This is a genomic window from Sphingomonas bisphenolicum (genome assembly GCF_024349785.1).
Taxonomy (GTDB): Bacteria; Pseudomonadota; Alphaproteobacteria; order Sphingomonadales; family Sphingomonadaceae; genus Sphingobium; species Sphingobium bisphenolicum.
In genome coordinates this window covers 718,382-742,958 of the sequence record NZ_AP018818.1, presented here as the reverse complement: position 1 = coordinate 742,958, position 24,577 = coordinate 718,382, and the positions used below count along the sequence as shown (strand labels likewise).

Here is a 24,577-nt window from a genome sequence, read left to right as displayed (position 1 = left end):
TTCGTGGATGCCATCGCCCCCTTGCCGGTATGGCGCACGTCGTGACGCCGCGACTGGGCGCGGGACTGGTGATCGCCGCCCCGGCGTCGGGCGCGGGCAAGACGATGGTGACGATTGGCCTGCAACGCGCCTTCACCGATCGCGGCCTGAGCGTGCAGGGTGCCAAATGCGGACCCGACTATATCGACCCGGCCTTTCACGAAGCCGCGACCGGCCGGCCCTCGATCAACCTGGACGGTTTCGCCATGGCGCCGACCATGCTGCAGGGGCTGGCGGCGCACGTCGCTACAACTGTTCAACTCGTCGTCGCGGAAGGCGCGATGGGCCTTTATGACGGCGCGCGGGCGCCGGGTCGTTCGGGCGCGTCGGCCGATGTGGCGCGGCTGCTGGGCTGGCCGATGCTGCTGGTCGTCGATGCCCGCGCAGCGGCGCAGACGGTGGCGGCGGTGGCGCATGGCTGCGCGACTTTTCCCGGCGCGCCGGCCATCGCCGGAGTGATCGCCAACAAGGTGGCCAGCACGCGCCATGTCCGCATGATCGAGGATGGGTTCGCGCGTATCGGCCTGCCGCTGCTGGGTGCGATGGCCACGGACGAGGGATTGGCCATGCCGTCCCGCCATCTGGGACTGGTGCAGGCTGGCGAAACGGAGGAACTGGAACGGCGAATCGACGCGATCGCAGCGCGGGTGACGGCGCAATGCGATCTGGATGCGATCCAGGCGGCGGCCGGCGCTACGACAGACGTGCTGGCGCAACCGCCCGGCATCCGGCCACCGGGGCAGCGGATCGCCGTCGCCAGGGACGCCGCCTTCAGCTTCTTCTATCCCCATATCGTACATTGGTGGCGGTCGGCCGGCGCGGAGCTGCGCTTCTTTTCTCCGCTGGCGGACGAATCGCCGCCCGCCGATTGCGATGCCTGCTGGCTGCCCGGCGGCTATCCCGAACTCCATGCTGCGCGGATCGCGGCCAATGGTCAGTTCCTGAACGGCCTGCGCGCCTTTGCGCAGAGCCGGCCGGTGCATGGCGAATGCGGCGGCTATATGGTGCTGGGCCGCACGCTGGAGGATGGCGACGGCATCGTCCACCCGATGGCGGGCCTGTTGCCGATGGATACCAGTTTTGCGCGCAGGCGCCGAACATTGGGCTATCGCAGCGCGCGGCTGCGGCACGGCACCAGCTTCGCCTCTGTCGGGCAACTGTTGCTGGGTCATGAGTTCCATTATGCCAGCATCACCGCCAGCGAGGGCGAGCCGCTGGCCGACATGGCCGATGCGGAGGGGCAGGCCCTTCCTCCGGCGGGCCACCGCGCGGGCCAGGTGACCGGTGGCTTCTTCCACTTGATCGCCTGATCCAAGTCGATTAGGGCGGCTGCGCGTCAGGTTCCCCGCAAGGGGATCAAAAGGGAACGGGGTTAAAGACCCCGGCTGCCCCTGCAACTGTGAGCGGCGAGCCATCGAGGCACAAGCCATTGGAATCGATGATTCCGAGAAGGCGCTTCGAATACGGCATTGACCCGCAAGCCAGGAGACCTGCCTGTCGCGGTCGTTCTTCGTCCGGACAGGGTGTGCCGGTCGAACGAGGATATCCTCGCGCAACGACAAGCTGACCGTGCGGGTTCGCACGGTGGCGATGTCGTGCGCGCGTGCGCCCTGCATCGCCACCGCGTCGCGTCCGCCCGGTCCTGTCAACGACTGGGGGATTATGATGCATTGGATTTCAAAGAGCGGCCTTCTGCTTCTGGCGGGCCTGTCGACGCCGGCCTGGGCCGATGATGCGGGCGAGGTGATCGTGACCGCGCTGCGTCAGCCGCAGGCCATCGAACAGGTGGCGTCGAGCATCACCATCATCGACAAGCCGGCAATCGACGCCGCACAGGCGCTGGCGGTGTCCGACCTGCTGATCCGCACGCCGGGCGTCAGCTTCACCCGCAATGGCGGCTATGGCACGGCGACCTCGATCCGCATTCGCGGCGCGGAGGCCGACCAGACCGTGCTGGTCATTGACGGCGTGAAGCTGGCCGATCCGTCTTCGACCGGCGGCGGCTATAATTTCGCGACGCTGATGACCGGCGCCATCGACCGGATCGAGATATTGCGCGGTCCACAGTCGATCCTCTGGGGCAGCCAGGCGATCGGTGGCGTGGTGAACATCGTCACCGCGCGGGCCGAACGCCCGATCGAAGGCAGCTTCGATATCGAGGCGGGATCGCGCGATACCGTCAGCGCCCGCGCTGCGCTGGGCGGACGACAGGGCGCGATCGACTGGCAGGTCGCGGGCAGCCGCTTCACGACGGAGGGCATCTCGGCGATCAGCCCGCGCTTTGGCGCCAAGGAGAAGGACGGCTACACCAACGGCACGCTCAACGGGCGTCTCGGCGTCGCGCTGGCGCCGGGCGTGTCGATCGATATGCGCGGCTATTATGCCAAGGGGCGCACCGACATCGACAGCGCCGGGGCCATTCCCGATAGTCCGGAATATTCGGAAGTGGAGGAATGGATCGGCTACGCCGGCCTGAACGCCGATCTGTTCGGCGGTGCGCTGCGCAATCGCCTGTCCTTCAGCCGCAGCGAGACGCTACGCGACAACGTCAACCCCGCCCGCAAACTGCGCCAGACCAGTTTCACCGCCAGAGGCGAGACGAAGCGCTACGAATATCAGGGCGTGTTCACCATCGCGCAGGGCTGGACCGCGGCCTTCGGCGCGGAGCGCGAGGAGCAGCGGATGCGCACGGCTTCGCCTTCCGATAGTTTGGCTGCCTACGCCACGACCCGCGGGTCTGCCGATATCGACAGCCTCTATGCCCAACTGAGCGTCGAGCCGCTGGCCGGCCTGACCGTCAATGGTGGAGTGCGCTACGATCATCATTCGACCTTTGGCGGCAACACGGTCTTCGGCGCGGGCGCAGCCTGGGCGCTGGTCAAGGACCGCACGATCCTGCGGGCGAGCTATGGCGAGGGCTTCAAGGCGCCGACGCTCTACCAGCTCTACAGCGATTATGGGAACACCGCCCTGGTGCCTGAAAAGGCGCATGGCTGGGATGCCGGCATCGAACAGCATCTGTTCGACCATGCGCTGATCCTGTCGGCGACCTGGTTCGATCGCAGCACCGACAATCTCATCACCTATAATGGCTGTCCGACGACCAACCGGCCGCCGCTCTGCTATGCGCCGGGCACGACGACACCGCGCTTTGGCTATTATGCCAATGTCCAGCGCAGCGAGGCGCACGGGCTGGAACTGGCCGGCGTCGCCCATGCCGGTCGGCTGACGATCGACGGCAATTATAGCTGGGTGTCCGCGGAGGATCGGTCGCCGGGCCTGAACTATGGCAACCAACTGGCGCGGCGACCGCGCCATGCGGCCAATGCGACAGCGCGGTACGACTGGGCGTTCGGCCTGAGCACTGCCGTGGCGGTGCGCTGGTCGGGCAAGGCGCTCGACACCGCGCGCACCAGCGCCACGGTCGCGCCACTGGTCAACGCGGCCTACACGCTGGTGGATCTGCGTGCCGAAATGCCGGTGATGGGCAAGCTGACGCTATTCGGCCGGGTCGAAAATCTGTTCGACGAATATTATGAAACCGCGCGGCGCTACGGTCAATTGGGCCGCAGCATTCATGCTGGCCTGCGGGCGCGGTTCTGATCCCCCCTGACAAGGAACGTATGACCATGGACAGCCTGTCCCCTGCCGCCGCCCGCCATCTCTGGATCGGATTGATGACGCTGGCCAGCACCATAACCACTCTGGCGCTGGCCTGCGCCACGCCTTTCCCCGCCCTGGCCGCCCTCGCCGCGTTGCATGTCCGCCGGCAGGACGGCATCATCCTGATGCTCGCGGCCTGGGCGGTGTCGCAGGGGGTGGGCTATTGCCTGCTGGGTTATGAAACGACTGTGGAGAATGGCGTGTGGGCCGGGACCATGGCGCTGGCGGCGATCGCGTCGCTGCTCGGCGCGGATGGTGCGGCGCGCCTGTTGCCGCACCATCCGGCGGTGCGGCTGGTCGTGGCCTATGGGGCAGCGTTCGCTACGTTCAAGCTGGCCGTCCTGGCGGGCGCGTGGGCGCTCGATTCCGGCTGGGCGGCCTTCGCGCCGGATGTAATGGCGCGGCAGTTCGCGCGCTACGCCATGATCCTGGCCGGCCTGCTGGCTTTGCAGCATCTGGCCGACCGCAGCGGCCTGCTGCGCCGTGCGGCGACCGCCTGATGTTGCGCGCGGTCGAGGATGGTCCGGCGGTGGTGGTGTGCAGCAGTTGCCGCCACTCGCCGGGGCAGCGGGAAGATGCCGATGGCGTGCGCGGCGGTGCGCGGCTGGCGGAGGCGCTGCGCCGGGTGAAGGCCGGGTCGGACCGCTATGACGGGGTGGCGGTGCAGGACATGCCCTGCCTCTTCGCCTGTTCCGACCATTGCGCCGTCCATCTGCGGGCGCCGGGGAAGATCGGTTATGTGCTGGGGCGCTTTACGCCCGACGAGGATGCCGCGCGCGCGATCCTCGACTATGCGGCGCATCATGCCGCGAGCGCCCATGGCCAGGTGCCTTATGCCGACTGGCCGCAAGGGGTGAAGGGCCACTTCATCGTGCGTCTGCCGCCTGCCGGGTTCGTCGCCACATGAGCCTGTTTCCCACCGTGGCGGCTTTCGACGACGCGCTGGCGTCCCTGCCGGGGGCCGACCTGGCCTGCCGCGTCGCTGCCGCAGCGCGGCAGGGGCAATTGACAAAACCGGCCGGGTCTTTGGGTCGGCTGGAGGAGATCGCCATCTTCCTGGCCGGCTGGCAACGGCGCGCGCGCCCGCATATCGATCGCGGCCGGGCGGTGATTTTTGCGGGCAATCATGGCGTGGCGCGGCATGGCGTCAGCGCCTTTCCGCCCGCGGTGACGGCGCAGATGGTTGCGAATTTCGCCGCTGGCGGCGCCGCCATCAATGCGCTGGCGGGCGCAGCCGGGCTGGATCTGCAGGTCGTGCCGATCGACCTTGATCGCCCGACCGAAGACTTCACGGTCGCCGCGGCGATGGGCGAGGCGGATTGCCTGGCCGCGCTCAACTGCGGGGCCGATATGGTCGATCCGGGCCTGGACCTGCTGTTGCTGGGCGAGATGGGCATTGGGAACAGTACCGCCGCCGCGGCCCTGTGCCAGCGCAGCTTCGGCGGCAGCGTGGCGGAATGGGTCGGCGCGGGGACCGGCGTGGATGCCCACGCACTGGCGGTCAAGCGACAGGTGGTCGATCTGGCCATGGCGCATCATGCCCAAGCGCCGATGACGCCGTTCGAGACGCTGCGCCGGGTTGGCGGGCGGGAGATCGTCGCCATTGCAGGGGCCATGCTGGCGGCGCGGCATCGCCAAGTGCCGGTGGTGCTTGACGGGTTCATCTGCGCATCGGCGCTGGCGCCGCTGGCGGCCACCACGCCCGCGATCACCGATCATGTGATCGCCGGACATCGCTCGGCCGAAGCCGGGCACGGGCGGCTGCTCGACCGGCTGGGACTGAAGCCAGTGCTCGATCTCGACATGCGGTTGGGCGAGGGCAGCGGCGGCGCGGTGGCGGTGGCGGTGATCCGCGCGGCGGTAGCGGCCCATGACCAGATGGCGACCTTCGCCGATGCGGGTGTATCGGCGGGCGGATGAGCGGCATGCTGCTCCATCTGATGCGGCATGGCACGCCCGAACTTGCCGGGCGATTGCTGGGACATGCCGACTGGGCCGCCACCGATGCGGGGACGGCCGCCTGCGTGGCGCGTGCCTGCGGGCTGGAGGCGGAGGTTATAATATCGTCTGACCTGACCCGCACGCGGCAGGCGGCGACGGCCATCGCCGCGCCGCGTGGCATCGCGCCGCAGATCGACCCGCGCTGGCGGGAGCTGGATTTCGGGGCATGGGACGGCGCCGATCCGGCGATGCTGGACCAGGCGGCCCTGACGCATTTCTACGCGGACCCCGATGCCTGTCCGCCCCCCGGAGGCGAGCGCTGGTCTGCGCTGGTAGCGCGGGTCGGTGCGGCGATCGCCGCCCTGTCGCCCCGGCCGACGCTGGTCGTCACCCATGGCGGGGCCATACGCGCCGCGCTGGCGCTGCTGTGCGGCTTCGACCAGCGCCAGATCTGGGCGATCGACCTGCCCTATGCCGCCCGTCTTACGCTGCGTCTCTGGCCTGGCGAGAAACCTTGGGCGCAGATCGCGGGGCTTGCGGCGTGAAGGGCCTCATCTTCGCGCTCCAGTTCTTGACGCGATTGCCTATGCCGCGGGTGGAGGCGGACGGGGCGGCGTTCGCCGCCGCGATGCGCTGCTTTCCGGCGGCGGGCCTGGTGGTCGGCGCGCTGGTCGCCGCCGCGGGATGGGCCGGCGCCTGGATCGATGCGTGGACCGGCGCGTTGCTGGCGCTCGTGGCGTGGGTCTGCGTGACCGGCGCGCTTCATCTGGATGGACTGGCCGATCTGGCCGATGCGACGAGCGCGGCGCACAAGAATCGCGAGCGGTTGCTGGCGGTGCTGGCCGATCCCCATGTCGGCGCCATGGGCGCCACCGCGGTGGCGTTGCAGGTGATCGCCAAGCTGGTGCTGCTCCATGGCCTTGTGGAATCGAAGGCATTCGCCGCGCTGCTGTTGATCCCCTTCGCCGCACGGATTGGGCCGCTGCTCTGGAGCCGCTGGCTGCCGCCTCTGCATGACGGCCTTGGCGCGCAATTCCGCGCGGTCATCCGCCCGGCCGATCTGGCGCTGTGGGGCGTCATGCTCCTCTCCGCCGCCTTCTGGATGCCGGCGCTGCTGGCCGTGGCGCCGTTGGCCGGATTGTGGGGCTGGTGGGTTCTTGTGCGGATCGGCGGCATTTCAGGCGACAGCCATGGTGCGGGCATCGAACTGCTGGAAAGCGGCCTGTTGCTCGCAGCACTGATCCTGACGCGGGCGTCATGACGCGCTGGACCCATCATGGTGGCAAGCTGAACGAGGCGCGGCGATGGTTCGGCGAAGGCCGGGACCCGTGGATCGACCTGTCGACCGGGATCAATCCGCTTGGCTGGCCGGTGGAGAAAGCGCCTGCGATCGATTGGCGCGGCTTGCCCGGCGATGCGCTACTGGCCGAATTGGAGCAGAACGCTGCGCGGCATTTCAGCGTCGATCCGGCCCATTTATGCGCGTTGCCGGGGAGCGAGGCGGGATTGCGGCTGCTGCGCGGGATCATAGCCGGGAATGTCTTGCATGGCGCAGCCTGCTACCGCACCCATCGCGATATCCATCCCGACGGCCGCGCCTTCATCCCCGGCGTAGATGATCCGGCCTTGCTCGACGGCAATATCCTGCTGATCGCCAATCCCAATAATCCCGACGGCGGCTTGTTGGACAAGGTTCAACTGAACGCGCTGCTGGAGCGACAGACTTCGAGCGACGGCTGGCTGGTGCTGGACGAAGCCTTTGCCGACTGTCTGCCGGACATCAGCATGGCGGATCGCATTGCGGACGATCGGCGTCTCCTCATCTTCCGTTCCTTCGGCAAATTCTTCGGGTTGGCTGGCATACGGTTGGGATTTGTCATCGGGCCGCGCGCGACCATCGCGCGATTTCGCGAACGGCTGGGGAGCTGGCCGGTATCGACCGCGGCGTTGGTTATCGGGGCGGCCGCCTATGCGGATCGGGACTGGATCACTACCACCCAGGCACGCCTGATCGAACAGGCGGCAACGCTGGACGGATTGTTGCACGCACATGGCCTGTCTCCCCAGGGCGCTTGCCCCCTGTTCCGCCTGATCGTCACCGATGTCGCCACGACGTTGTTTGCCCGTTGCGCCCGGCACGCGATCCTGACCCGGCCCTTCGACGAGAATGCAGGCTGGTTACGAATCGGTCTGCCTGCCGACGCGGCGGCGCTGGCGCGACTGGATCGGGCGCTGGAGGGTGGCTGAGCCCGTGGCCCTGCTGGCGCTGGCGATCGAGGGTGCGATCGGCTGGCCCCAGCCATTGTATCGGCGCTTCGGCCACCCGGTCGGCGCCTTTGCGGCGATCATCGACGGGTGCGAGCGGGCCTGGAACCGACCGGAATTGCCCGGTCGGCTACGACGCGTGGCGGGTATTGGTTGTCTATTGCTGCTGCTGATCGTCGCCATGGGGGCAGGGCTTTTGCTGGAGTGGGGCCTGAATGGGATTGGAGGACGCTGGGCCTGGATTTTCATCACGCTCTGCGCCGTGCCGGGCATGGCGGCAGGCAGCCTCTACCGGCATGTCCGCGCGGTGACGGAACCCTTGCAGGCGAATGATCTGGCTGCGGCCCGCACCGCCGTCGCCATGATCGTGGGCCGGGATACCGAAAGGCTCGACAGCGCGGGCATCGCGCGCGCCGCGATCGAGAGCCTGGCCGAAAGCTTTTGCGACGGCGTGGTGGCGCCGCTCTTCTGGCTGCTGCTGGGCGGGTTGCCGGGCCTGTGGGCTTATAAGGCTATCAACACCGCCGACAGCATGATCGGTCATCGCGAAGAACGGTGGCGCGCCTTCGGATGGGCGGCAGCAAGGCTCGATGATTTGCTCAATCTCATACCCGCGCGGTTTGCCGGCCTGTTGCTTTGCCTGAGTGCGGGGCGAGGCTGGCGCATCATGCTGCGCGACGCGCGTCGTCACGCCTCTCCCAATGCCGGATGGCCGGAAGCGGCCATGGCGGGCGCTCTCGGCGTACGGCTGGCCGGGCCGATCGCCTATGATGGCGTGGCGCAGGACAAGCCGTGGATCGGATCGGGCCGAGGGGATCTCGCCGCCGCCGATCTCGAAGCGGCGCTGCGCCTTTATCTGCGCGCCTGCCTGCTGCTTGGATTGGCCGCTGCGCTCTTTGCATGGAGTGGCTTATGACGGTGCTATTGGTGCTGGGCGGCGCGCGATCGGGCAAGAGCCGCTATGCGCTCGCCCGTGCAGAAGCGATGCCGGGCGACTGTCTGTTCGTTGCGACCGCGCAGGCGCTGGACAGCGAAATGGACAGTCGTATCGCGCGCCACCGGGAGGAGCGCGGCGCACGCTGGCGCACGATCGAGGAGCCGGTCGCGCTGGATAGTATCGTGCGGACGGAAGCGCGGCCGGGCCGGGTGTTGCTGATCGACTGCCTGACCTTATGGGCGTCCAACCTGATGATGGCGGAGCGCGACATCGACGGAGCGGTGGATGCTCTCGTTATGGCGCTACGCCAGGCGCGGGGGCCGGTGATTTTGGTCGCGAACGAGGTGGGGCTGGGCATCGTCCCGGACAATGCGCTGGCGCGGCGGTTCCGCGACGTCGCGGGCACCATCAACCAGGCGGTGGCGACCTGTTCTGACGAAGCGGTTTTCCTGGCGGCAGGCTTGCCCCTAACACTGCGCTGACGGCGCCTTGCACTCTCCGCTTGGCAACAACAGTAACGATTGTTACTATGAGTCGAGATAAGAGAGGAGCCTCAAGGCCATGCCAGCCTATCCCCAGACCATTCATTTCGTCGGGTTGAACACACCTGTCGGCATCGAATGGGCGGCCCGCAATCTGGACGTTATCGGCGAAATCCCTGCCGGGATAGCCGGCGCCTTTTTCCGCGCCGTCCCGGACCCCGCCCATGCGCCGATGTTCGACGACGATATCGTCCTGTCGGGCGACGGCATGGTTGCCAAGTTCACCATCCAGGACGGCAAGGTGGATTACGCGATCCGCTATGTCGAAACCGAGCGCTACCGGCTGGAAAAGGACGCGCGGCGCGCGCTGTTCGGGCAGTATCGCAACCCGTTCACGGACGATCCCGTCGTTGCCGGCCGCGATCGTACGGTCGCGAACACCACGCCGGTCTGGCATGGCGGGCGGCTGTTCATGACCAAGGAAGACGGGCTGGGCTATGAGATCGATCCCGATACGCTGGAGACGATCGGTCGCTGGGACTATCATGGCGCCTTCACATCGCAGACCTTCACCGCCCATCCCCGCGTCGATCCGCAGACGGGAGAGATGTTCTTCTTCGGCTATGAGGCGGACGGCCTGTGTTCGACCAAGGTCGCCTATGGCGTGGCGGACCGCAATGGCAATCTGGTCAGCGAAACATGGTTCGATCAGCCCTATTGCTCGTCGATCCATGATTTTGCGATCACCGAACGCCACGCGATCTTCCCGGTCTTTCCGACCACGGCCGACCTGGATCGGCTGAAGGCCGGCGGCGCGCATTGGGCGCATCGGCAGGATCTGGACAGTTGGGTCGGCATCATGCCGCGCCATGGCATGGGGGGGGAGATGCGCTGGTTCCGGGGGCGACCGGGCGTGTCGGCCTTCCACATCGTCAACGCCTATGACGATGGCGATCTCGTCCATCTCGACCTCTGCCTGTCGGATACCAATGCGTTCGGCTTCATGCGGGAAGCGGGCGGCATCCGGCGCGACCAGCGGGAGATACAGGGCGGGTTGACCCGCTGGACCTTCGACCTGTCGAAGGAGGGGGACCGTTTCGAGGAACGGTTGGTCGGGCCGCCCGGTGACATGCCGCGCCTGCGCGACGCGGACCAGGGGCGGCCCTATCGGTCGGCCTGGTATCTGTCGATGAACCCCCAGGGTGGTCCGCCGCTGCCGGGCGGGCCGGTCGGCTTCGCCTTCAACGCGCTGTTGCAGATCGAGCCGGGTAACGGCCGTATCGACATGATGGGGCTGGAGTTCGGCATGGCCATCAGCGAACCGGTGCATGTGGCTTCCCCGGAAGCGGGACATGACGGCTGGCTGCTGATGGTGGTGGACCGTCAGGCGGGCGAAACAGAGTTCAGGTCCGAATTGTGGGTGGTCGATGCAGGCGCGATCGCGGCCGGGCCGATCGCGCGCGTGCCCATGCCCTTGCCGATGCGCGCGCAGGTCCATGGCGCCTGGGTGTCGGCGGCGCAATTGGCATCGGCGCAAGGTAAAAAGGCAGCCTGATCGCTATGCGGCACGCTTGACAAAATACTAACGATCGTTATTGATAAGCGAGAGAGGGGTGGTCTACTTCTGCCCCCTCCAACAAGAACCGCAACGCGCAAGCCGGCCGCCGGTATGGGCGAGAGGATGACATTATAAGGCAGGTGCAAAGCGCCGCCCGACCGGAACCTGCGACATGCGGGGCCGGTGTCGCCCTTTCCATGCCATGAGCTGCAAGAGAGGGAGGAAGACCAAGATGTCCGACTGGAAACGCATATTTCGAGGCCATGTGGCGGGGTGGGCGCTGGCGAGTGCGATGATCGCTGCGCCGGCTCTGGCGCAGGATGCGACCGTACCGGCCGACGCGCCCGCACAGGCAGCGGATCAGGCCGGCGGGGCCGCCGACATCATCGTCACCGCCCAGTTCCGGGCCCAGAATCTGCAGGATACGCCGATCGCGATCACCGCGGTATCGGCCGATACGCTGGCGGCGCGCAGCCAGACCAGCGTCACAGACCTCGGCCAGTTCGCGCCCAATGTCGCGCTGGCCCCCGCGACCAGCATCCAGGGCAACGCCGTGGCCGCGTTCATCCGCGGGGTCGGCCAGCTCGACGCAAGCTTCGCGCTGGAGCCGGGCGTCGGCATCTATATCGACGATATCTATTACGGCACGACCTTCGGCGCGGTCATGGACCTGACCGACCTGGAGCGGGTCGAGGTGCTGCGCGGGCCGCAGGGCACACTGGCCGGCAAGAACAGCGTCGGCGGCGCGGTAAAGCTGTTCAGCAAGAAGCCGGATTCGACGCCGGGGGGCTTTGTCGAGGCGACCTATGGCCGGTTCGACCGGCTGGAATTGCGCGGCAGCGCCAATGTCCCATTGACCGACGACCTGTTTCTGCGGGTGTCGGGCGTGTCGAAGAATGTCGACGGTTATATGAAGCTGCTCGACTATGGCTGCGTCAATCCAGCGTCCGGCATTCCGCCCAGCAGCGGCAACAAGAATTGCCAGATCGGCACCGAAGGCGGCATCGACGTGATGGCGCTGCGTGCCGCACTGCGCTACGCGCCGGCCGGATCGCCGCTGGAAATCAATATCGTCGCGGACGTATCGAAGGACAAGAGCGAGACGGTCGCGACCAAATTGCTCTATGCCGATAACCCGTCGGTGCGCAGCTATGTCGCGGGCGATCCCACAGCCGGCATCCCGTTCGACAGCCGTTTCCTGACCGGGGACAAAAGCTATACCTCCTATGCCACCTATGCGACGGGGGGCAACTATACGACGGTGTTCGGCATCCCGACCCAGATCGCGCCGGGCGGCTTCACCGCCAGCCCGACCAGCACCGTCAAGGCCTGGGGCCTCTCCGGCACGATCGATTATGACCTGTCCGACAGTCTGAAGCTCAAGTCGATCACCGGCTATCGCAGCGCCGATGGCACCAGCGCGATCGACGTGGACGGATCGCCGCTCGCCATTCTTCTGCAGGAATTCACCTACGGCCATGAGCAGTTCACGCAGGAACTGCGCCTCAGCGCCAATTTCAATGACAAGGTCGACCTGACCGTCGGCGGTTTCTATTACAAGGCGACCGATACGATCCAGGGCCGTAGCCAGATCCCGACCCTGTTGTTCGATTTTCTGGCGGACGATGTCGTCAAGAATCGCAGCGCATCGGTTTTCGCCCATGGCGAGTTTCATGTGACGGACGCCTTCAACATTATCGGCGGGCTGCGCTACACCGACGACAAGAAGAGCTATCGCTATTCGCGCCGCAACGTGGACGGCACGCTGCCCAGTGGCGCCTTCTTCACGCCCAATTTCCTGCTCGTCGGGCTGGACGGGCTGACCGGCACCTTCAAGGGCAATCGGGTCGATTATCGCATCGGCGTCAATTATCGCTGGTCCGACGAATTGATGACCTACGCCCAGCTATCGACCGGCTTCAAGGGTGGCGGTATCAACCCGCGCCCGTCGGCGCCCGACCAGGTCCAGACCTTCGGTCCAGAAAAGCTCACTACCTATGAAGCCGGGTTCAAGGCCGATCTGCTCGGCCGAATGCTGCGCCTGAACGGCGCGGTGTTCCTCAACAAATATAACGACATGCAGCTGGTGCGCTATCAGTGCCCGGAAAGCGTCGTCCTGTCCTGCTCGGTGCCGTCCAATGCGGGCGATGCGGAAGTGTTCGGATGGGAACTGGAAGCGCAATTGCGTCCGGCGGACGGCCTGTCGTTCGATGCGTCGGTCGGCTATCTGGACTTCGATTACAAGAAGATCACTAATCCCGCGACCTTGGTTACCAAGGATATGATCGCGCCCTTCATCAGCAAATGGCAACTGTCGGCGGGCGTGCAATATGAAGCGGACCTCGGCGGCAACGGCACGCTGACGCCGCGGATCGACTGGTCCTGGCGGTCGAACTTCTATTATAACTCGGTCAACAATCCCTATAATCTGATCGACGCGCCCAGCTTGGTCAATGCGCGGCTGACCTATCAGGCGGCCGACAAGGACTGGTCGCTCAGCGTCGGCGTGACCAATGTATTCGACAAATTCTATTATAATGGCGTAGCGGAAAATGTCGGCACCTTCGGGGTCGTCACGGGCACGGTCGGCCGGCCGCGCGAATGGACGGCCACGGTCAAGAAGAGCTTCTGATCTTTTCTGCAGGGATAGGGGGAGGAGGGCTCGTCCGCGGACGAGCCCTCCTTGCGTCAGGCAGCGACCGCTTCGCCGGCTTCGGTGCGGGCAAGACGATCGACGAGGCGCGTGAACAGTGTCACGCCGCGATCATGGACGGTGGGCATGATACGCGGCGCAGGCGTGCGATCGATCACGCGCTGCTGCGCTTCGATCATCAGCTTGTCCTCGGCAAAGGCCATGTCGGCCAGGCGCATCAGCATGTCGCGGACGGCTTCGTCGCCATGGTTGCGATGCGGTCCCCAGGAAAAGAAATAACGCGCCGTCCGGTCGCCGGTCGGCGTCACCGCCTGGCTGGTGAAGGTCACCGCGCCGATCGCCTCGTCATAATCGGGCCGTTCGAAGCCGCACCGTTCTGCCGTGCCAGCCGCAAAGCTGCCGCTCCACATCAGCAGCACGCCGGGCAACAGGAAGTCGTAGCTTTGCCAGCTATCGATCGGTGCATCGCTTTGGCGCCCGCCCGGTCCACGGGTGCCGACCACCCAGCGCTCGAAACGCACCCCCCGGTCCAGCGGCAGGAGACGCGGGCGTTCCTCTGCAAATTCCGGCCCTGCGCCGAAACTCTTGGCATGGACATAGCTCAGATGGCTGAAGTCCAGCAGATTGTCGTCGATAAGCCGGGCTTCGGCCGCATAGTCGAGAAAGCCGCGCCCCAATATATAGTCGGGGTCGTCAAAGCCGACCGCCGGCGGGATCAGCGCCGGGTCCGCCAGTGCGGGATCGCCCATCCAGATCCAGACCCAACTGTGGCGCAGTGCGACGGGATAGGTGCGCAGCCGCGCCTGCGGCGGGATCATCTCCTGCCCCGGTATCTGCACCACCGCGCCGTCCGCATCGAACAACAGGCCATGATACATGCAGCGCAGCCGCGCGCCCTCGCAGTGGCCGAGCGACAAGGGAGCAAGGCGATGGACGCAACGATCCTCGCACGCGACCAGCCGGCCGTCCGCCGACCAGAGTACGATAGGGTCATTCAGGATCGATACGGCCATCGGCTTGTCGGGCTCCAGATCCTGCTCCCAGGCGGCGACATACCAGGCGTTGCGGACATAGGTCATTTCGACTCTCCCTCATTTATTGAACAATGTTCAATGAACGTTGTTCAATTGTCAAGGCGCGCGCCATGGGGCAAGAAGGGTCGGTGAAGATCAGGCAGGAAGAGATTGTCGAGGCGGCGCTGACGCTGGTGGACGAACAGGGGTTGGGGGCGCTCAACATGCGCGCGATCGCGGCGCGGTTGGGCGTGCAGGCTTCGGCGCTCTACTGGCATTTCCCATCCAAGACGGTGCTGATGCGGGCGATGGCGCAAAGCTTTCATGCGCGCGCCCTGGTTGCGGCCGGCACGGGTGCGGCCAGGGATTGGCGGCACTGGTTGCTGGACTATGGTGCGGCCTTGCGCCGCGCGCTGCTCAACCATCAGGGATCGGCGCTGCTCTGCGCCACGGCGCGGCCCGCGCCGGACACGGCAGCGGCAGCGGCCGATCTACTGTCCGCGCCGTTGGTGGCGCAGGGGCTGTCGCGCGCCCACGCGCTCAGTTGCCTCGCGTCGATCAATGCGCTTGTGCTGGGCTGGGCGGTCTATGAACAGAGCGAGGCGATGCACGATCATCTGGCCGAGATGATCGGCTTTGACGAGAGTTTCGCGTTGGGGCTGAAAGCGATGGTGTCGGGCTTCCGTGTCGATTGACCCGTTGCAATAATTATAACGTTCGTTATGATGAAGTGGTCAGTCAAGGCCAGCCGCATGGTCCAGCAAGGGTGCGGTGGCGACATGCAGAAGAGGATAGACCATGACTCCCGACGCCATCCGCATCGCCCATCCCGATAAGCTGTTCATCGGCGGCGCCTGGATCGATTCGACCGGCGACGGCGTGATCGAGATCGTCTCGCCCAATAGCGAGGAGGTCGTCGCGCGGGTCGTCGATGGCACGGAGACGGACATGGATCGTGCCGTCGCCGCCGCGCGCAAGGCGTTCGATGAAGGACCATGGCCGACCATGGCCCCCGCCGAACGCGGTGCGATCGTAAAGCGCATGGGCGCGGAACTGGAGAAGCGCGCGCCCGAACTGGCGGCGGCCTGGACCGCGCAGGTTGGCGGGCTCGCCAGCTTCGCGCCGATCATGACCGGTGGCGCGACCGCGACCCTGATGGCGATCGCCGGCTATGCCGAGACCTATCCCTTCGTGGAGCGGCGACCCTCGCACATGGTCAACACCGCGATCGTGGTGCAGGAGCCCGCAGGCGTGGTCGCTGCGATCGCGCCCTGGAACGCGCCCTATGGCATCATGTCGGCCAAGGTCGCCTATGCGCTGGTCGCGGGTTGCACCGTCATCATGAAACCATCGCCCGAAACCCCGCTGGAAGCCTATATCATGGCCGAAGCGGCAGAGGCGGCGGGCGTGCCGGCGGGCGTCGTCAATCTGGTCGCGGCCGGACGCGATGCGTCCGACCATCTGGTCCGCAATCCCGGCATTGACAAGGTGACCTTCACCGGATCGACGCTGGCGGGCAAGCGGATCGGCGAAGTGTGCGCTGGCCGCGTCGCACGCTGCACATTGGAGCTGGGTGGCAAGTCGGCAGCGATCGTCCGCGACGATTTCCCGATCGAGGTCGCTGCCGCAATCCTGGGCAACACCATCACCATCATGAGCGGGCAGGTCTGCGCGATGCTGAGCCGCGCGATCGTGTCCAGGCACCGGCATGACGAGCTGGCCGACGCCATTTCCAAGGTGATGCAGGGTATCCGCATCGGCCATAGCGACGCGCCCGACACCCAGCTTGGCCCCGTCGCGATGAAGCGGCAACTGGAACGGGTGGAGGACTATATCGCCCTGGGTCGCGAGAGCGCCGATCTGGTGACGGGCGGCAATCGTCCGGCGCATCTGAACAAGGGCTATTTCATCGAGCCGACCCTGTTCGCCAATGTCGATAACGCCAGCCGCATCGCGCAGGAGGAGATTTTCGGTCCGGTGCTCTGCCTGATTCCCGCCGAAGATGAGGAGGATGCGATCCGTATCGCCAACGACAGCAGCTTTGGCCTGAACGGATCGGTGCTGACCAACGACGCCGATGCCGCTTATCGCATCGGCCGGCGCATCCGCGCGGGCGGCTTCGGGCAGAATGGCATGAAGCTGGAATTCGGCCTGCCCTTCGGCGGCTTCAAGCAATCGGGCATCGGTCGCGAAGGCGGGGTGGAAGGCCTGCAGCCCTATCTGGAAACCAAGACGATCCTGCTCGACGCCGCGCCTGCGGGGTTCTGACCATGATCGCATTGAACGGGCAGGGGCGCGGCGCCGGGGCGGCGTTCACTGCCGCCCGGATCATCTTCGGCGGCTGGTTCCTGTTTTCGGGGGTGGAATATTTCACCCCCTTCGACCTTCAGCCGCTGGGCAATACGCCGCTGGCGCAGGAATTCACGCTGGCGCTGATCCATAGCGGCCTGTTCGCCTGGATCAAGCTGATGGAGGTGGTCGCCGCGCTGCTGATATTGGCCAACCGGGCGGTGCTACCCACGGCGCTGGCCTGCGTCCCGCTCAACATCGTGATCGGCTACTGGAATTTCGTGCTCGATCCCGGCGTGGTCGAATATGCGTTCGGTATCGTAACGCTGGTACTGAACGCGATATTGCTTTGGCCTTGGCGGCGAGAGTTGATCGGGTTGCTGCGCTGGTAGGCCAATTTATTCCGTTCGGTTCGAGCCTGTCGAAAAGCATAGCGCAATGTTCTCGACAAGCTCGAACCGAACGGGGGCTATTCGAAAAACGCCACCGCGCGCACTTCGATACTGGAGCGCGTCTTCGTGTCGGGCAGGCTGCTGTCGTGAAAGGCGGTGTGCGGGCATCGCCAGGTCACATTATGATCGCTGTCCTGGAATTTGAACAGCAGCACATCGTCAGCCGCCATGTCGGAAAAATACCACCAGCGATGCCGGTCGCGATGGCGGAAGATGGAGGCCGCGATCATCTGATCTTCGCCTGGGACCGGCGCGGTCAGCGCGTCGCCGGTCGGCAATTCGTCCACCACGAACAATGTGTTGGACGTCGCTTCCTCGTCGGACACGGTGCGCCCGTCGCATACCGCCAGCGGCCAGTCCTGTGGACCGGGGGTGAAGGTGCGCCAGAAGCTGACGCAAACATAGCGCTTATAGCCGGGGCCGTCGGGAAAGGCGGCGGCGTAGGCCCGTTCGGCGGCCCGGCGGCCGGTAATCTCATTATAATCGACATGGGCCTCGCCCGCGGGCGGCTGGATGCCGCCTTCATGGCGGTAATTCTCGACCTTTTCCTGCGCACGGGCCGTCAGGTCGGCGGAGGTGCGGATCATCCAGCCCCCTGCCGACACGCCACTCGCGCCGGTTAGCGCGCGGATCGCTTCTTCACATTCGCGCAGATAGAGACGATCGACCTCCTCCTTGTCGAAGAAGTCGGTGATTGCGCTAGGGTGTTTGCCCAGCATGAAGCCGTGGGTGTCGAAACGGAAATGATCGCGGATCGGCATCCCGTCGCGCACGACCATGCGGTGATCGCCATAGCGGCCGGTGTTGATCTCGACCCCGCGCGACACGTAGCGCCGGGTGACGAAATCGCCTTCATCGAGATAGCGGATCAGCGCGGGCGCCTGCCGCGCGCTATCCTCGACATCGGCTGCGATCGGTAGGCTGGCCATCAGTCGACTTCCTCTGGCAGCGCGCCGATCACCGACTTGACCTCCAGAAATTCCTCCAGCCCGAACTTGCCGAATTCGCGGCCATTGCCCGACTGTTTATAACCGCCGAACGGCATGTCGAAGGCGAGGCCGCCGGCATTGACGAATACGGCGCCCGCGCGAATGCGGCTGACGAACTTGCGCGCGTGGGCGGGATCGCCCGCGACATAGGCGCCCAGGCCGTAGGGCGTGTCGTTGGCGATGCGGATGGCGTCTTCATCGTCTTCATAGGGCATGAGGACCAGGACGGGACCGAAAATCTCCTCCTTCGCGATCGTCATGTCGGGGGTGACGTTGGCGAAGACGGTGGGACGGACATAGCTGCCCTCGCTCAACGCTTCGGGACGGCCGGTGCCGCCGGTAACGAGCGTCGCGCCTTCGTCGATGCCGGTCTGGATCAGGCCCTGGATGCGGTCCCATTGCCGCTGGCTGACGACCGGGCCGATATGGTCGCCCTCGACCTGCGGATCGCCGACCTTCTTGGCGGCGAACAATGCGCCGACCTTTTCCGCCGCTTCATCATGCTGGGACTTGTGGACCAGCATCCGGGTGGGCGCGACGCAGCTCTGGCCGCTGTTGAGCAGCACACCGCCGACCCCGCCGGGGAGCGCCTTGTCGAGCGGCGTGCCTTCCAGAATGATGTTGGGCGATTTGCCACCCAGTTCCTGCGCAACGCGCTTCACCGTGTCGGCCGCGTTCTTGGCCACCATAATGCCCGCACGGGTCGACCCGGTGAAGCTGACCATGTCGATGTCGGGATGTTTGGCGAGCGCGGTGCCGACGCCTTCGCCATCGCCCTGCACCAGATTGAACACACCTGGCGGCACGCCTGCTGCATCCAGAATCTCTGCGAAAATGGCGGCGCAGCTAGGCGCTTCTTCCGAAGGTTTCAGGATCATGGTGCAGCCCGCCGCCAGCGCCGGGCCGACCTTGGCCACGATCTGGTTCATCGGCCAGTTCCACGGCGTGATGAGCGCGACCACGCCGATCGCTTCGCGCACCACCCGGTTGTCGCCGATCTTCTCGGAAAATTCGTAATTCTTCAGCGCATTGAGCGCTTGTCCCAGATGCCCCAGACCCGATCCCGCCTGCGCCGTCTGCGCCATGGAGATGGGGCAGCCCATTTCGGTGGCGATGGCGCGGGCGATGTCGGGCACTCGTTTCTGATATTCGGCGACGATCCGTTCCAGCAGCGCGGCACGTTCCTCGCGGCTGGTCTGGGAAAATGTCTCGAACGCACGGCGCGCGGCGACGACGGCGGCATCGACATCGGCAGCGGTGCCCAGGATCAGGTCGGCGGCGCTCTGGTCGGTGGCGGGGTTGATGACGGTGATGGTGCGGCCGCCCTGGCTGTCGACCCACTGGCCATCGATATAATGTTGCTGCGTGTTGGGCATGGGAAATCCTTATGCGGGAAGAAGGCCGAGTTCGGCGTCGGTGGCGGGCGCGCCCCATTTGTCGCGCGGGGGCAGCGGGCGGCTGTCCCAGCGGGGGTCGAGTGCGAAACTGGAGATGGCGCGGCCTTCGGGCAGGCGACCATTGCCGCCGCCCTGGCTGTAATCATAATAGAGCGTCATCAGTTCCCGATGGCTATGATGGCGCTGCGCTACCGGATGCGACAGGCAGGCCTCGCGCCAGCGCAACAGGCGGGTCAGATGCTGGGGGATCTGATAGGCTTCATAATAGTCGAGGAACCAGAGCCGCTTGAACATCGGCGTGAAGGCGACCTCCGCCCAGCCGAACCGGTCGAACAGATAGTCGCCATTCGGGGCGTAGTGGCGCAGATAGTCGTCCAGCCGCATATATTGCGCGTCCACTTCCGCCTTATGCTCCTCGCGCCTGGCCGGATCGCGGTTGAGGATCATGCGGTATCCCGCGCCGGTGAACTGCCCGTCGGTTGCGCACAGCATCGCTTCGACCGCATGTTCGTAGGGGTCTTGCCGCGCCACCGGCGGATCGGGGAAACGATCCTCGACATAGCGCATGATGACCATGCTCTCCTTCAACGTGGCGCCATTTTCCAGCTCCAGCGCCGGCAGCGCGGTGGTGCCGCGCGTCTTGGCGAGCAGCCAGTCGGGGCGGGGCTGCGCTATGTCGATCTCATGATCGGCCATGATGCCCTGCAATCCCTTCAGATCGAGCAGCAGCTCGATCCGTTCGGAAAAGGGGCAGCCGGGAATATGGTACATGCGCAGTCGTCCCGCGACCGGTTCATCCTGCCAGCCCATGGATCAGGCCGCCGTCGCGGTGGGACGGGGCGGCATTTCGCTCTTGGATTTGGCGAACATGGCCTGCGCGGCGGGGCGGGCATTGATGCGCTCGATCCAGGCGACCAGATGCGGCGTCGCCTCCCCGTTGACGATGTCGGCATAGCCAAACTGCATCCCGTTCGCGATCGCGAAGTTGCAGACATCGGCCAGCGTATAGTCGTCGCCCGCCAGCCAGGGGCTCTGCGCCAGCCGCTGTTCCAGTCGGTCGATCGACACGCGAATCTTGCGCATTTCCTCGTCCAGCACCGCCTGGGGGAAGCCGGCGCGGGCGCTGCGCCACTTGGCTCGCTGTTCGGGGATGGGGATATGTTTCAGCTTCTCCTCGAACTCGGCGTCGGACAGCTTGCGCGCCATCGGGCCGATCATCCGTTCCCAGCCGATGGTGGACACGCACCAGCAGAAATATTCGTCCACCCATTTGGTCCAGACGCGCATCTCCGCGATCTGCACCGGATCGGTCGGGCGCAAGCGGATGGCATTCGGAAAGGCATCCTCCAGATATTCGCAGATCACCGTCGATTCGGTGATGATATGGCCGTCATGGTCCAGCGCCGGCACCTGGCCGCGCGGATTGATCGCCTTGAACCAATCTTCATGATGTTCGAACCGGGTCGGGTCGACGAAGCGGGGCGTGAAATCCAGCCCCTTTTCATACAGGGCCAGCAGGGGCTTCAGGCTGTTGGCAGCCGGACCGAAGCTGTAGAGCGTCAACATGCGCTGTTCATCCTCACCTTATGGTTATGGCGTCTGGTGCGCCTTCAGGCATGAAACTGGCCATCGATCCGGCAGGCCGCAAGTCGTCTGTCGATACTATCAGCGGAACTACCCGGCAGCGCGGGCCGCTTAACCTGTCAGTTTCAATGATAGCGCCGCCACTCGTCTTGCGGTGGAGCCAAGGCTTTGCTTTGGATGGTGACAAGAAAAGCCGGAGAGAATGATGCTGGAACTGCTGACGTCGGAGACGCCCAACGGGTGGAAGGTGTCGATCCTGCTGGAGGAACTGGGCGAGCCCTATAAGGTGACGCCGATTTCGCTGACCGATCGCGTCCAGAAACAGGACTGGTATGTCGCGCTCAATCCCAATGGCCGCATCCCGACGTTGGTCGATCATGACGCCGGCGCTTTCGCCATCTTCGAATCCGGTGCGATCCTGCTCTATCTGGCGGAGAAATACGGCCGCTTCATCCCCACCGACGCGCAGGACCGCAGCCGTGTCATCCAATGGGTGATGTGGCAGATGTCCGGCCTCGGCCCGATGATGGGGCAGGCGACCGTTTTCAACCGCTATTTCGACGAGAAACTGCCATCGGTGATCGACCGCTATGTGCGTGAAAGCCAGCGCCTGTTCGGCGTGATGAACACGCACCTCGCGACCCGCGATTATCTGGTCGGCGACTATTCGATCGCCGACATTGCCTGCTTCCCCTGGGTGCGCGGCCATGACTGGGCCGGCGTCGACATGGGCGGCTTCCCCTACCTTCGGCGCTGGTTCGACAGGATTGCAGCGCGGCCCGCGGTGCAGCGCGGGCTCCTCATCCCCACCCCGCCGACCGACGAAGACATGGCGGAGAAGACCACGAAGCAAGGAAAGACTATCCTCGCGTGAGCGCCTTCCTCCAGCGGATCGTCCGCATCGAATGGGGGCATTGCGACCCCGCCGGCATCGTCCATGCCCCGAGATATTTCGACATTTTCGGTGAGAGCACCATGCTGCTGTTCGAGCATGCCGGCCTGCCCAAGAAGCGGCAGATGCTGGCGACCATGCCCTTCGCCGGCTTCCCGATGGTCGATGTATCGGCGCGCTTTTTCGTGCCGACCGCCTATGGCGACGACGCGCTGGTGGAGGCCGACGCGCCGGTCTTCGGCAACAGCAGTTTCACCGTGGCGCACCGATTGTCGCTGGACGGGCGGCTGTGCGTGGAATGTGTCGAAAAGCGGGTATGGACAGCGCCCGACGCCAGCCGACCGGGGGGATTGCGGGCGGAGCGGGTGCCGGATGCCGTCAGGGCGTTGTTCGCCAAATAGCAACAAACGCTCGTGCAGTGCCAGCCGCTTCTCGACACGCTCGAAGCGAACGGAGATTATGGCCTTATCCACGTTCAGCGCCCGGCAAGCCTGACCACGCCATAGCGTCCCCTGCAAAAAAGGGAGATGCGTCATGGAGCAATCATTCGGCCTTTCCGACAGGCGCAGCCTGATCGCGGCATTGGCGCTGTTGCCGCTGGCCGCCTGCGCCACGCCGATGGGCCGCTATACGGTTGAGGATGCCGTGCGCCGCCTGCTCCAACTGTCAAGCGAGCGGGCCTTTGCCCGGCTGACCGAACCGGGCGGCTTCTATGACGACCAGTTGACGCGCATCGTCCCGCCCGACCTGAGCGGCGGCAAAGGCGGCGCGGTGCTGTCTGCACTGCTGCGCACCAATGCGGTGCGCAATCAGGTTGCGCGATCGCTCAATGATGTCGCGGTCGACTTGGCCGATAATGCGACCCCGATCGTGATGGACGCGGTGCAGCGCATGACGCTGGCTGACGCCGTGTCGGTGCTGCGCGGCGGACCGACGGCAGCGACGGACCTGCTGGCGCGGGAAGCGCGCGGCTCGGTGGTCGAGGCGTTGCTACCCGGCGCGTCGCGCGCGTTGCGGTCGGACATGTTCGAAATGCTGTCTGCCGCGCTTTCCGCCAGCGGCGGCCGGGATTATGCGGCGCTGGCCGACAACGTCTCCGGCCAGATCGGCGACGCGATATTCCGCGCGATCGGGCGCGAGGAGGCGGAGATTCGCCGCGATCCGGGCGCCACGCGCGACCCGATCCTGATGGCCTTGCTGCGATAGTTTTTGGCTTAGGTCTTGATTTCGGCGCCGGGGCGTGGTGTCCCCGGCGCCATGGAACAGAAATATCCCGGCGTCGCCGCCATCCCCTGGGATCAGCCCGCGACCATGATCGATCTGGACGGCAAGCCGCCGCTGATCGGCACGATACGCGACTGCGCCGTCCATTATGGCCTCTATAAGCCCGAAGCGAAGGCGCAGGCGCGCGTGCTGCTGACCCAGCCCGTCCACCGCGAGGGGCGCAAGACGCGCACCTGGCTGCTGGAGCCGGATGAGATTGCGGCGCTGGCCGATCGACTGAAGCGCGAGACCAACTGAGCGTCGCCTGTCAGGCAGCGACGCTCTCTGTCTCCGCCACCAGCTTGGCGAGGCGCGCGGCGCTGACATCGTCCAGCGGCGCGAACAGCAGCAGGCGCTGGCCCGGCGCTTCCTCGATCGCATAGCTGGTGTGGCGGAACATGATTTCACCCACACCGGGCATGTCGGCGATGTTCGTGTCCTCGAAATGCGCCATGATTTCCGATTCCTGCCAATAAAGCTGGAAAAATTCGGACTGGTCCATCATGTCGGCGATGATGCCTTCGAACACTTCCGGCTGGGCGGTGCGGCTATAGTCCCATTTGAAACGGGCGATCAGCCGGCGGCACATGTCCTGGAATTTCTCCGGGTCGGCGCGGTAGCGCGGGTTCAGCATCAGGATGCGGAACAGGTTGCGCTCCTCCCGCGGCAATTTGCTGTAATCGCGAAAAGCCCGACCGACGAGCCGGTTCCAGCCGATCACCGTCCAGTCCTCCACGATCACCAGCGCCGGGATCGACAAGGCATCCATCAGATGCTGGGTGCCGGCATGGATCGTTTCGTCGGGCCGGCGCGCCAATGGCGGCGGACGATGCTGGGCCAGGGCAAAGAGGAATTCGCGCTCGTTGGCGCTCAGGCGCAGGGTGCGGCTCAATCGTTCCAGCATCGGCGCGGATAGCTGGACTTCCCGCCCTTGCTCGAACCATGTGTACCAGGTCACGCTCATCCCCGCGAGCGTCGCCACCTCCTCGCGCCGCAGGCCGCGGGTGCGGCGGCGTTCGCCGGCGGGCAGGCCGACTTCGACCGGGGCCAGCTTCGCCCGCGCGGCTTTCAGGAACCGCGACAATTCTTCCCTTTGTGCCATGCCTTATCCAGTTACTCGCAATAATGGGACATCCACCGGCCTTCTTGCGGGCCGTCGC

At 65.6% G+C, this 24,577-nt stretch carries 25 protein-coding genes and 1 riboswitch; of the genes, 19 read left to right on the top strand and 6 right to left on the bottom strand.

Annotated elements, in window-relative coordinates; translation table 11 throughout:
• Nucleotides 1-41 precede the first annotated feature (41 nt).
• The 12 genes from SBA_RS21765 (at nt 42) to SBA_RS21710 (ending at nt 13,517) form a co-directional block, all read left to right on the top strand.
• Nucleotides 42-1,349 (top strand): cobyrinate a,c-diamide synthase, encoded by a 1,308-nt coding sequence (locus SBA_RS21765; protein WP_315975821.1) that lies wholly within the window; start codon nt 42-44, stop codon nt 1,347-1,349.
• A gap of 11 nt (nt 1,350-1,360) precedes the next feature.
• Nucleotides 1,361-1,551: riboswitch (cobalamin riboswitch) on the top strand.
• 150 nt (nt 1,552-1,701) lie between these two features.
• Entirely contained in the window at nt 1,702-3,642 is a 1,941-nt protein-coding gene (locus SBA_RS21760; RefSeq protein WP_261936996.1) for a TonB-dependent receptor plug domain-containing protein, read from the top strand.
• Nucleotides 3,643-3,668: 26 nt separating this feature from the next.
• Nucleotides 3,669-4,202 carry a hypothetical protein gene (locus tag SBA_RS21755; RefSeq protein WP_261936995.1) on the top strand — a complete coding sequence of 178 codons (534 nt, stop codon included), beginning with the start codon at nt 3,669-3,671 and terminating at the stop codon, nt 4,200-4,202.
• Nucleotides 4,202-4,609, top strand: a complete 408-nt coding sequence (locus tag SBA_RS21750) for a DUF1636 domain-containing protein (protein WP_066609172.1) — start codon at nt 4,202-4,204, stop codon at nt 4,607-4,609. Before SBA_RS21755 ends, SBA_RS21750 begins: the two co-directional genes overlap by 1 nt.
• Nucleotides 4,606-5,622 carry a nicotinate-nucleotide--dimethylbenzimidazole phosphoribosyltransferase gene (gene cobT / locus SBA_RS21745; RefSeq protein ID WP_261936994.1) on the top strand — a complete coding sequence of 339 codons (1,017 nt, stop codon included), beginning with the start codon at nt 4,606-4,608 and terminating at the stop codon, nt 5,620-5,622. Before SBA_RS21750 ends, cobT begins: the two co-directional genes overlap by 4 nt.
• Entirely contained in the window at nt 5,619-6,188 is a 570-nt protein-coding gene (locus SBA_RS21740) for a histidine phosphatase family protein (RefSeq protein WP_261936993.1), read from the top strand. Before cobT ends, SBA_RS21740 begins: the two co-directional genes overlap by 4 nt.
• Nucleotides 6,185-6,904 (top strand): adenosylcobinamide-GDP ribazoletransferase, encoded by a 720-nt coding sequence (locus tag SBA_RS21735; RefSeq protein WP_261936992.1) that lies wholly within the window; start codon nt 6,185-6,187, stop codon nt 6,902-6,904. Before SBA_RS21740 ends, SBA_RS21735 begins: the two co-directional genes overlap by 4 nt.
• Nucleotides 6,901-7,890 (top strand): threonine-phosphate decarboxylase, encoded by a 990-nt coding sequence (locus SBA_RS21730; RefSeq protein WP_261936991.1) that lies wholly within the window; start codon nt 6,901-6,903, stop codon nt 7,888-7,890. The genes SBA_RS21735 and SBA_RS21730 overlap by 4 nt, the downstream gene beginning before the upstream one ends.
• The gene (cbiB, locus tag SBA_RS21725; protein WP_261936990.1) at nt 7,883-8,824 is read left to right on the top strand and encodes an adenosylcobinamide-phosphate synthase CbiB; all 942 of its coding nucleotides are present in this window, start codon (nt 7,883-7,885) and stop codon (nt 8,822-8,824) included. Before SBA_RS21730 ends, cbiB begins: the two co-directional genes overlap by 8 nt.
• Nucleotides 8,821-9,327 (top strand): bifunctional adenosylcobinamide kinase/adenosylcobinamide-phosphate guanylyltransferase, encoded by a 507-nt coding sequence (cobU, locus tag SBA_RS21720; RefSeq protein ID WP_224550622.1) that lies wholly within the window; start codon nt 8,821-8,823, stop codon nt 9,325-9,327. The genes cbiB and cobU overlap by 4 nt, the downstream gene beginning before the upstream one ends.
• A gap of 79 nt (nt 9,328-9,406) precedes the next feature.
• Nucleotides 9,407-10,882 (top strand): carotenoid oxygenase family protein, encoded by a 1,476-nt coding sequence (locus tag SBA_RS21715; RefSeq protein ID WP_261936989.1) that lies wholly within the window; start codon nt 9,407-9,409, stop codon nt 10,880-10,882.
• Nucleotides 10,883-11,117: 235 nt separating this feature from the next.
• Nucleotides 11,118-13,517, top strand: a complete 2,400-nt coding sequence (locus tag SBA_RS21710) for a TonB-dependent receptor (protein WP_261936988.1) — start codon at nt 11,118-11,120, stop codon at nt 13,515-13,517.
• Between the two features lie 56 nt (nt 13,518-13,573).
• On the opposite strand, the gene SBA_RS21705 is transcribed toward SBA_RS21710, so the two are convergent.
• The gene (locus SBA_RS21705) at nt 13,574-14,617 is read right to left on the bottom strand and encodes an aromatic ring-hydroxylating dioxygenase subunit alpha (RefSeq protein WP_261936987.1); all 1,044 of its coding nucleotides are present in this window, start codon (nt 14,615-14,617) and stop codon (nt 13,574-13,576) included.
• A gap of 65 nt (nt 14,618-14,682) precedes the next feature.
• Between SBA_RS21705 and SBA_RS21700 the strand changes: the two genes are divergently transcribed.
• From SBA_RS21700 to SBA_RS21690, 3 genes are all read left to right on the top strand, one after another.
• Nucleotides 14,683-15,246, top strand: coding sequence for a TetR family transcriptional regulator (locus tag SBA_RS21700; RefSeq protein ID WP_261936986.1), 564 nt, complete (start codon nt 14,683-14,685; stop codon nt 15,244-15,246).
• 103 nt (nt 15,247-15,349) lie between these two features.
• A complete protein-coding gene (locus SBA_RS21695; RefSeq protein WP_261936985.1) occupies nt 15,350-16,819 on the top strand; it encodes an aldehyde dehydrogenase in 1,470 nt (489 codons plus the stop codon).
• Nucleotides 16,820-16,821: 2 nt separating this feature from the next.
• A complete protein-coding gene (locus SBA_RS21690) occupies nt 16,822-17,232 on the top strand; it encodes a hypothetical protein (RefSeq protein WP_261936984.1) in 411 nt (136 codons plus the stop codon).
• Between the two features lie 77 nt (nt 17,233-17,309).
• Here SBA_RS21690 and SBA_RS21685 read toward each other — a convergent pair whose 3' ends face one another.
• From SBA_RS21685 to SBA_RS21670, 4 genes are read right to left on the bottom strand one after another with little or no spacing between them, the layout of a single operon-like run.
• On the bottom strand, nt 17,310-18,221 hold the full coding sequence (locus tag SBA_RS21685; protein ID WP_261936983.1) for a CmcJ/NvfI family oxidoreductase: 912 nt from the start codon (nt 18,219-18,221) through the stop codon (nt 17,310-17,312).
• Complete coding sequence (locus tag SBA_RS21680; protein ID WP_261936982.1) at nt 18,221-19,657, bottom strand: aldehyde dehydrogenase family protein; 1,437 nt, start codon at nt 19,655-19,657, stop codon at nt 18,221-18,223. The genes SBA_RS21685 and SBA_RS21680 overlap by 1 nt, the downstream gene beginning before the upstream one ends.
• A 9-nt stretch (nt 19,658-19,666) precedes the next feature.
• The gene (locus SBA_RS21675) at nt 19,667-20,488 is read right to left on the bottom strand and encodes a glutathione S-transferase family protein (protein WP_261936981.1); all 822 of its coding nucleotides are present in this window, start codon (nt 20,486-20,488) and stop codon (nt 19,667-19,669) included.
• A 3-nt stretch (nt 20,489-20,491) separates the two neighbouring features.
• Complete coding sequence (locus tag SBA_RS21670) at nt 20,492-21,244, bottom strand: glutathione S-transferase family protein (RefSeq protein WP_261936980.1); 753 nt, start codon at nt 21,242-21,244, stop codon at nt 20,492-20,494.
• Nucleotides 21,245-21,464: 220 nt separating this feature from the next.
• On the opposite strand from SBA_RS21670, the gene SBA_RS21665 reads away from it, so the two are divergent.
• From SBA_RS21665 to SBA_RS21650, 4 genes are all read left to right on the top strand, one after another.
• Nucleotides 21,465-22,136, top strand: a complete 672-nt coding sequence (locus tag SBA_RS21665; RefSeq protein ID WP_261936979.1) for a glutathione S-transferase family protein — start codon at nt 21,465-21,467, stop codon at nt 22,134-22,136.
• Nucleotides 22,133-22,555: an acyl-CoA thioesterase gene (locus SBA_RS21660; RefSeq protein WP_261936978.1), complete on the top strand. Its 423-nt coding sequence runs from the start codon at nt 22,133-22,135 to the stop codon at nt 22,553-22,555. Before SBA_RS21665 ends, SBA_RS21660 begins: the two co-directional genes overlap by 4 nt.
• A 133-nt stretch (nt 22,556-22,688) precedes the next feature.
• The gene (locus SBA_RS21655; RefSeq protein ID WP_224550635.1) at nt 22,689-23,360 is read left to right on the top strand and encodes a DUF4197 domain-containing protein; all 672 of its coding nucleotides are present in this window, start codon (nt 22,689-22,691) and stop codon (nt 23,358-23,360) included.
• Nucleotides 23,361-23,411: 51 nt separating this feature from the next.
• Nucleotides 23,412-23,675, top strand: coding sequence for a hypothetical protein (locus tag SBA_RS21650; protein ID WP_261936977.1), 264 nt, complete (start codon nt 23,412-23,414; stop codon nt 23,673-23,675).
• A gap of 10 nt (nt 23,676-23,685) precedes the next feature.
• Here SBA_RS21650 and SBA_RS21645 read toward each other — a convergent pair whose 3' ends face one another.
• Nucleotides 23,686-24,519 (bottom strand): helix-turn-helix transcriptional regulator, encoded by an 834-nt coding sequence (locus SBA_RS21645; protein WP_261936976.1) that lies wholly within the window; start codon nt 24,517-24,519, stop codon nt 23,686-23,688.
• Nucleotides 24,520-24,577: the final 58 nt, after the last annotated feature.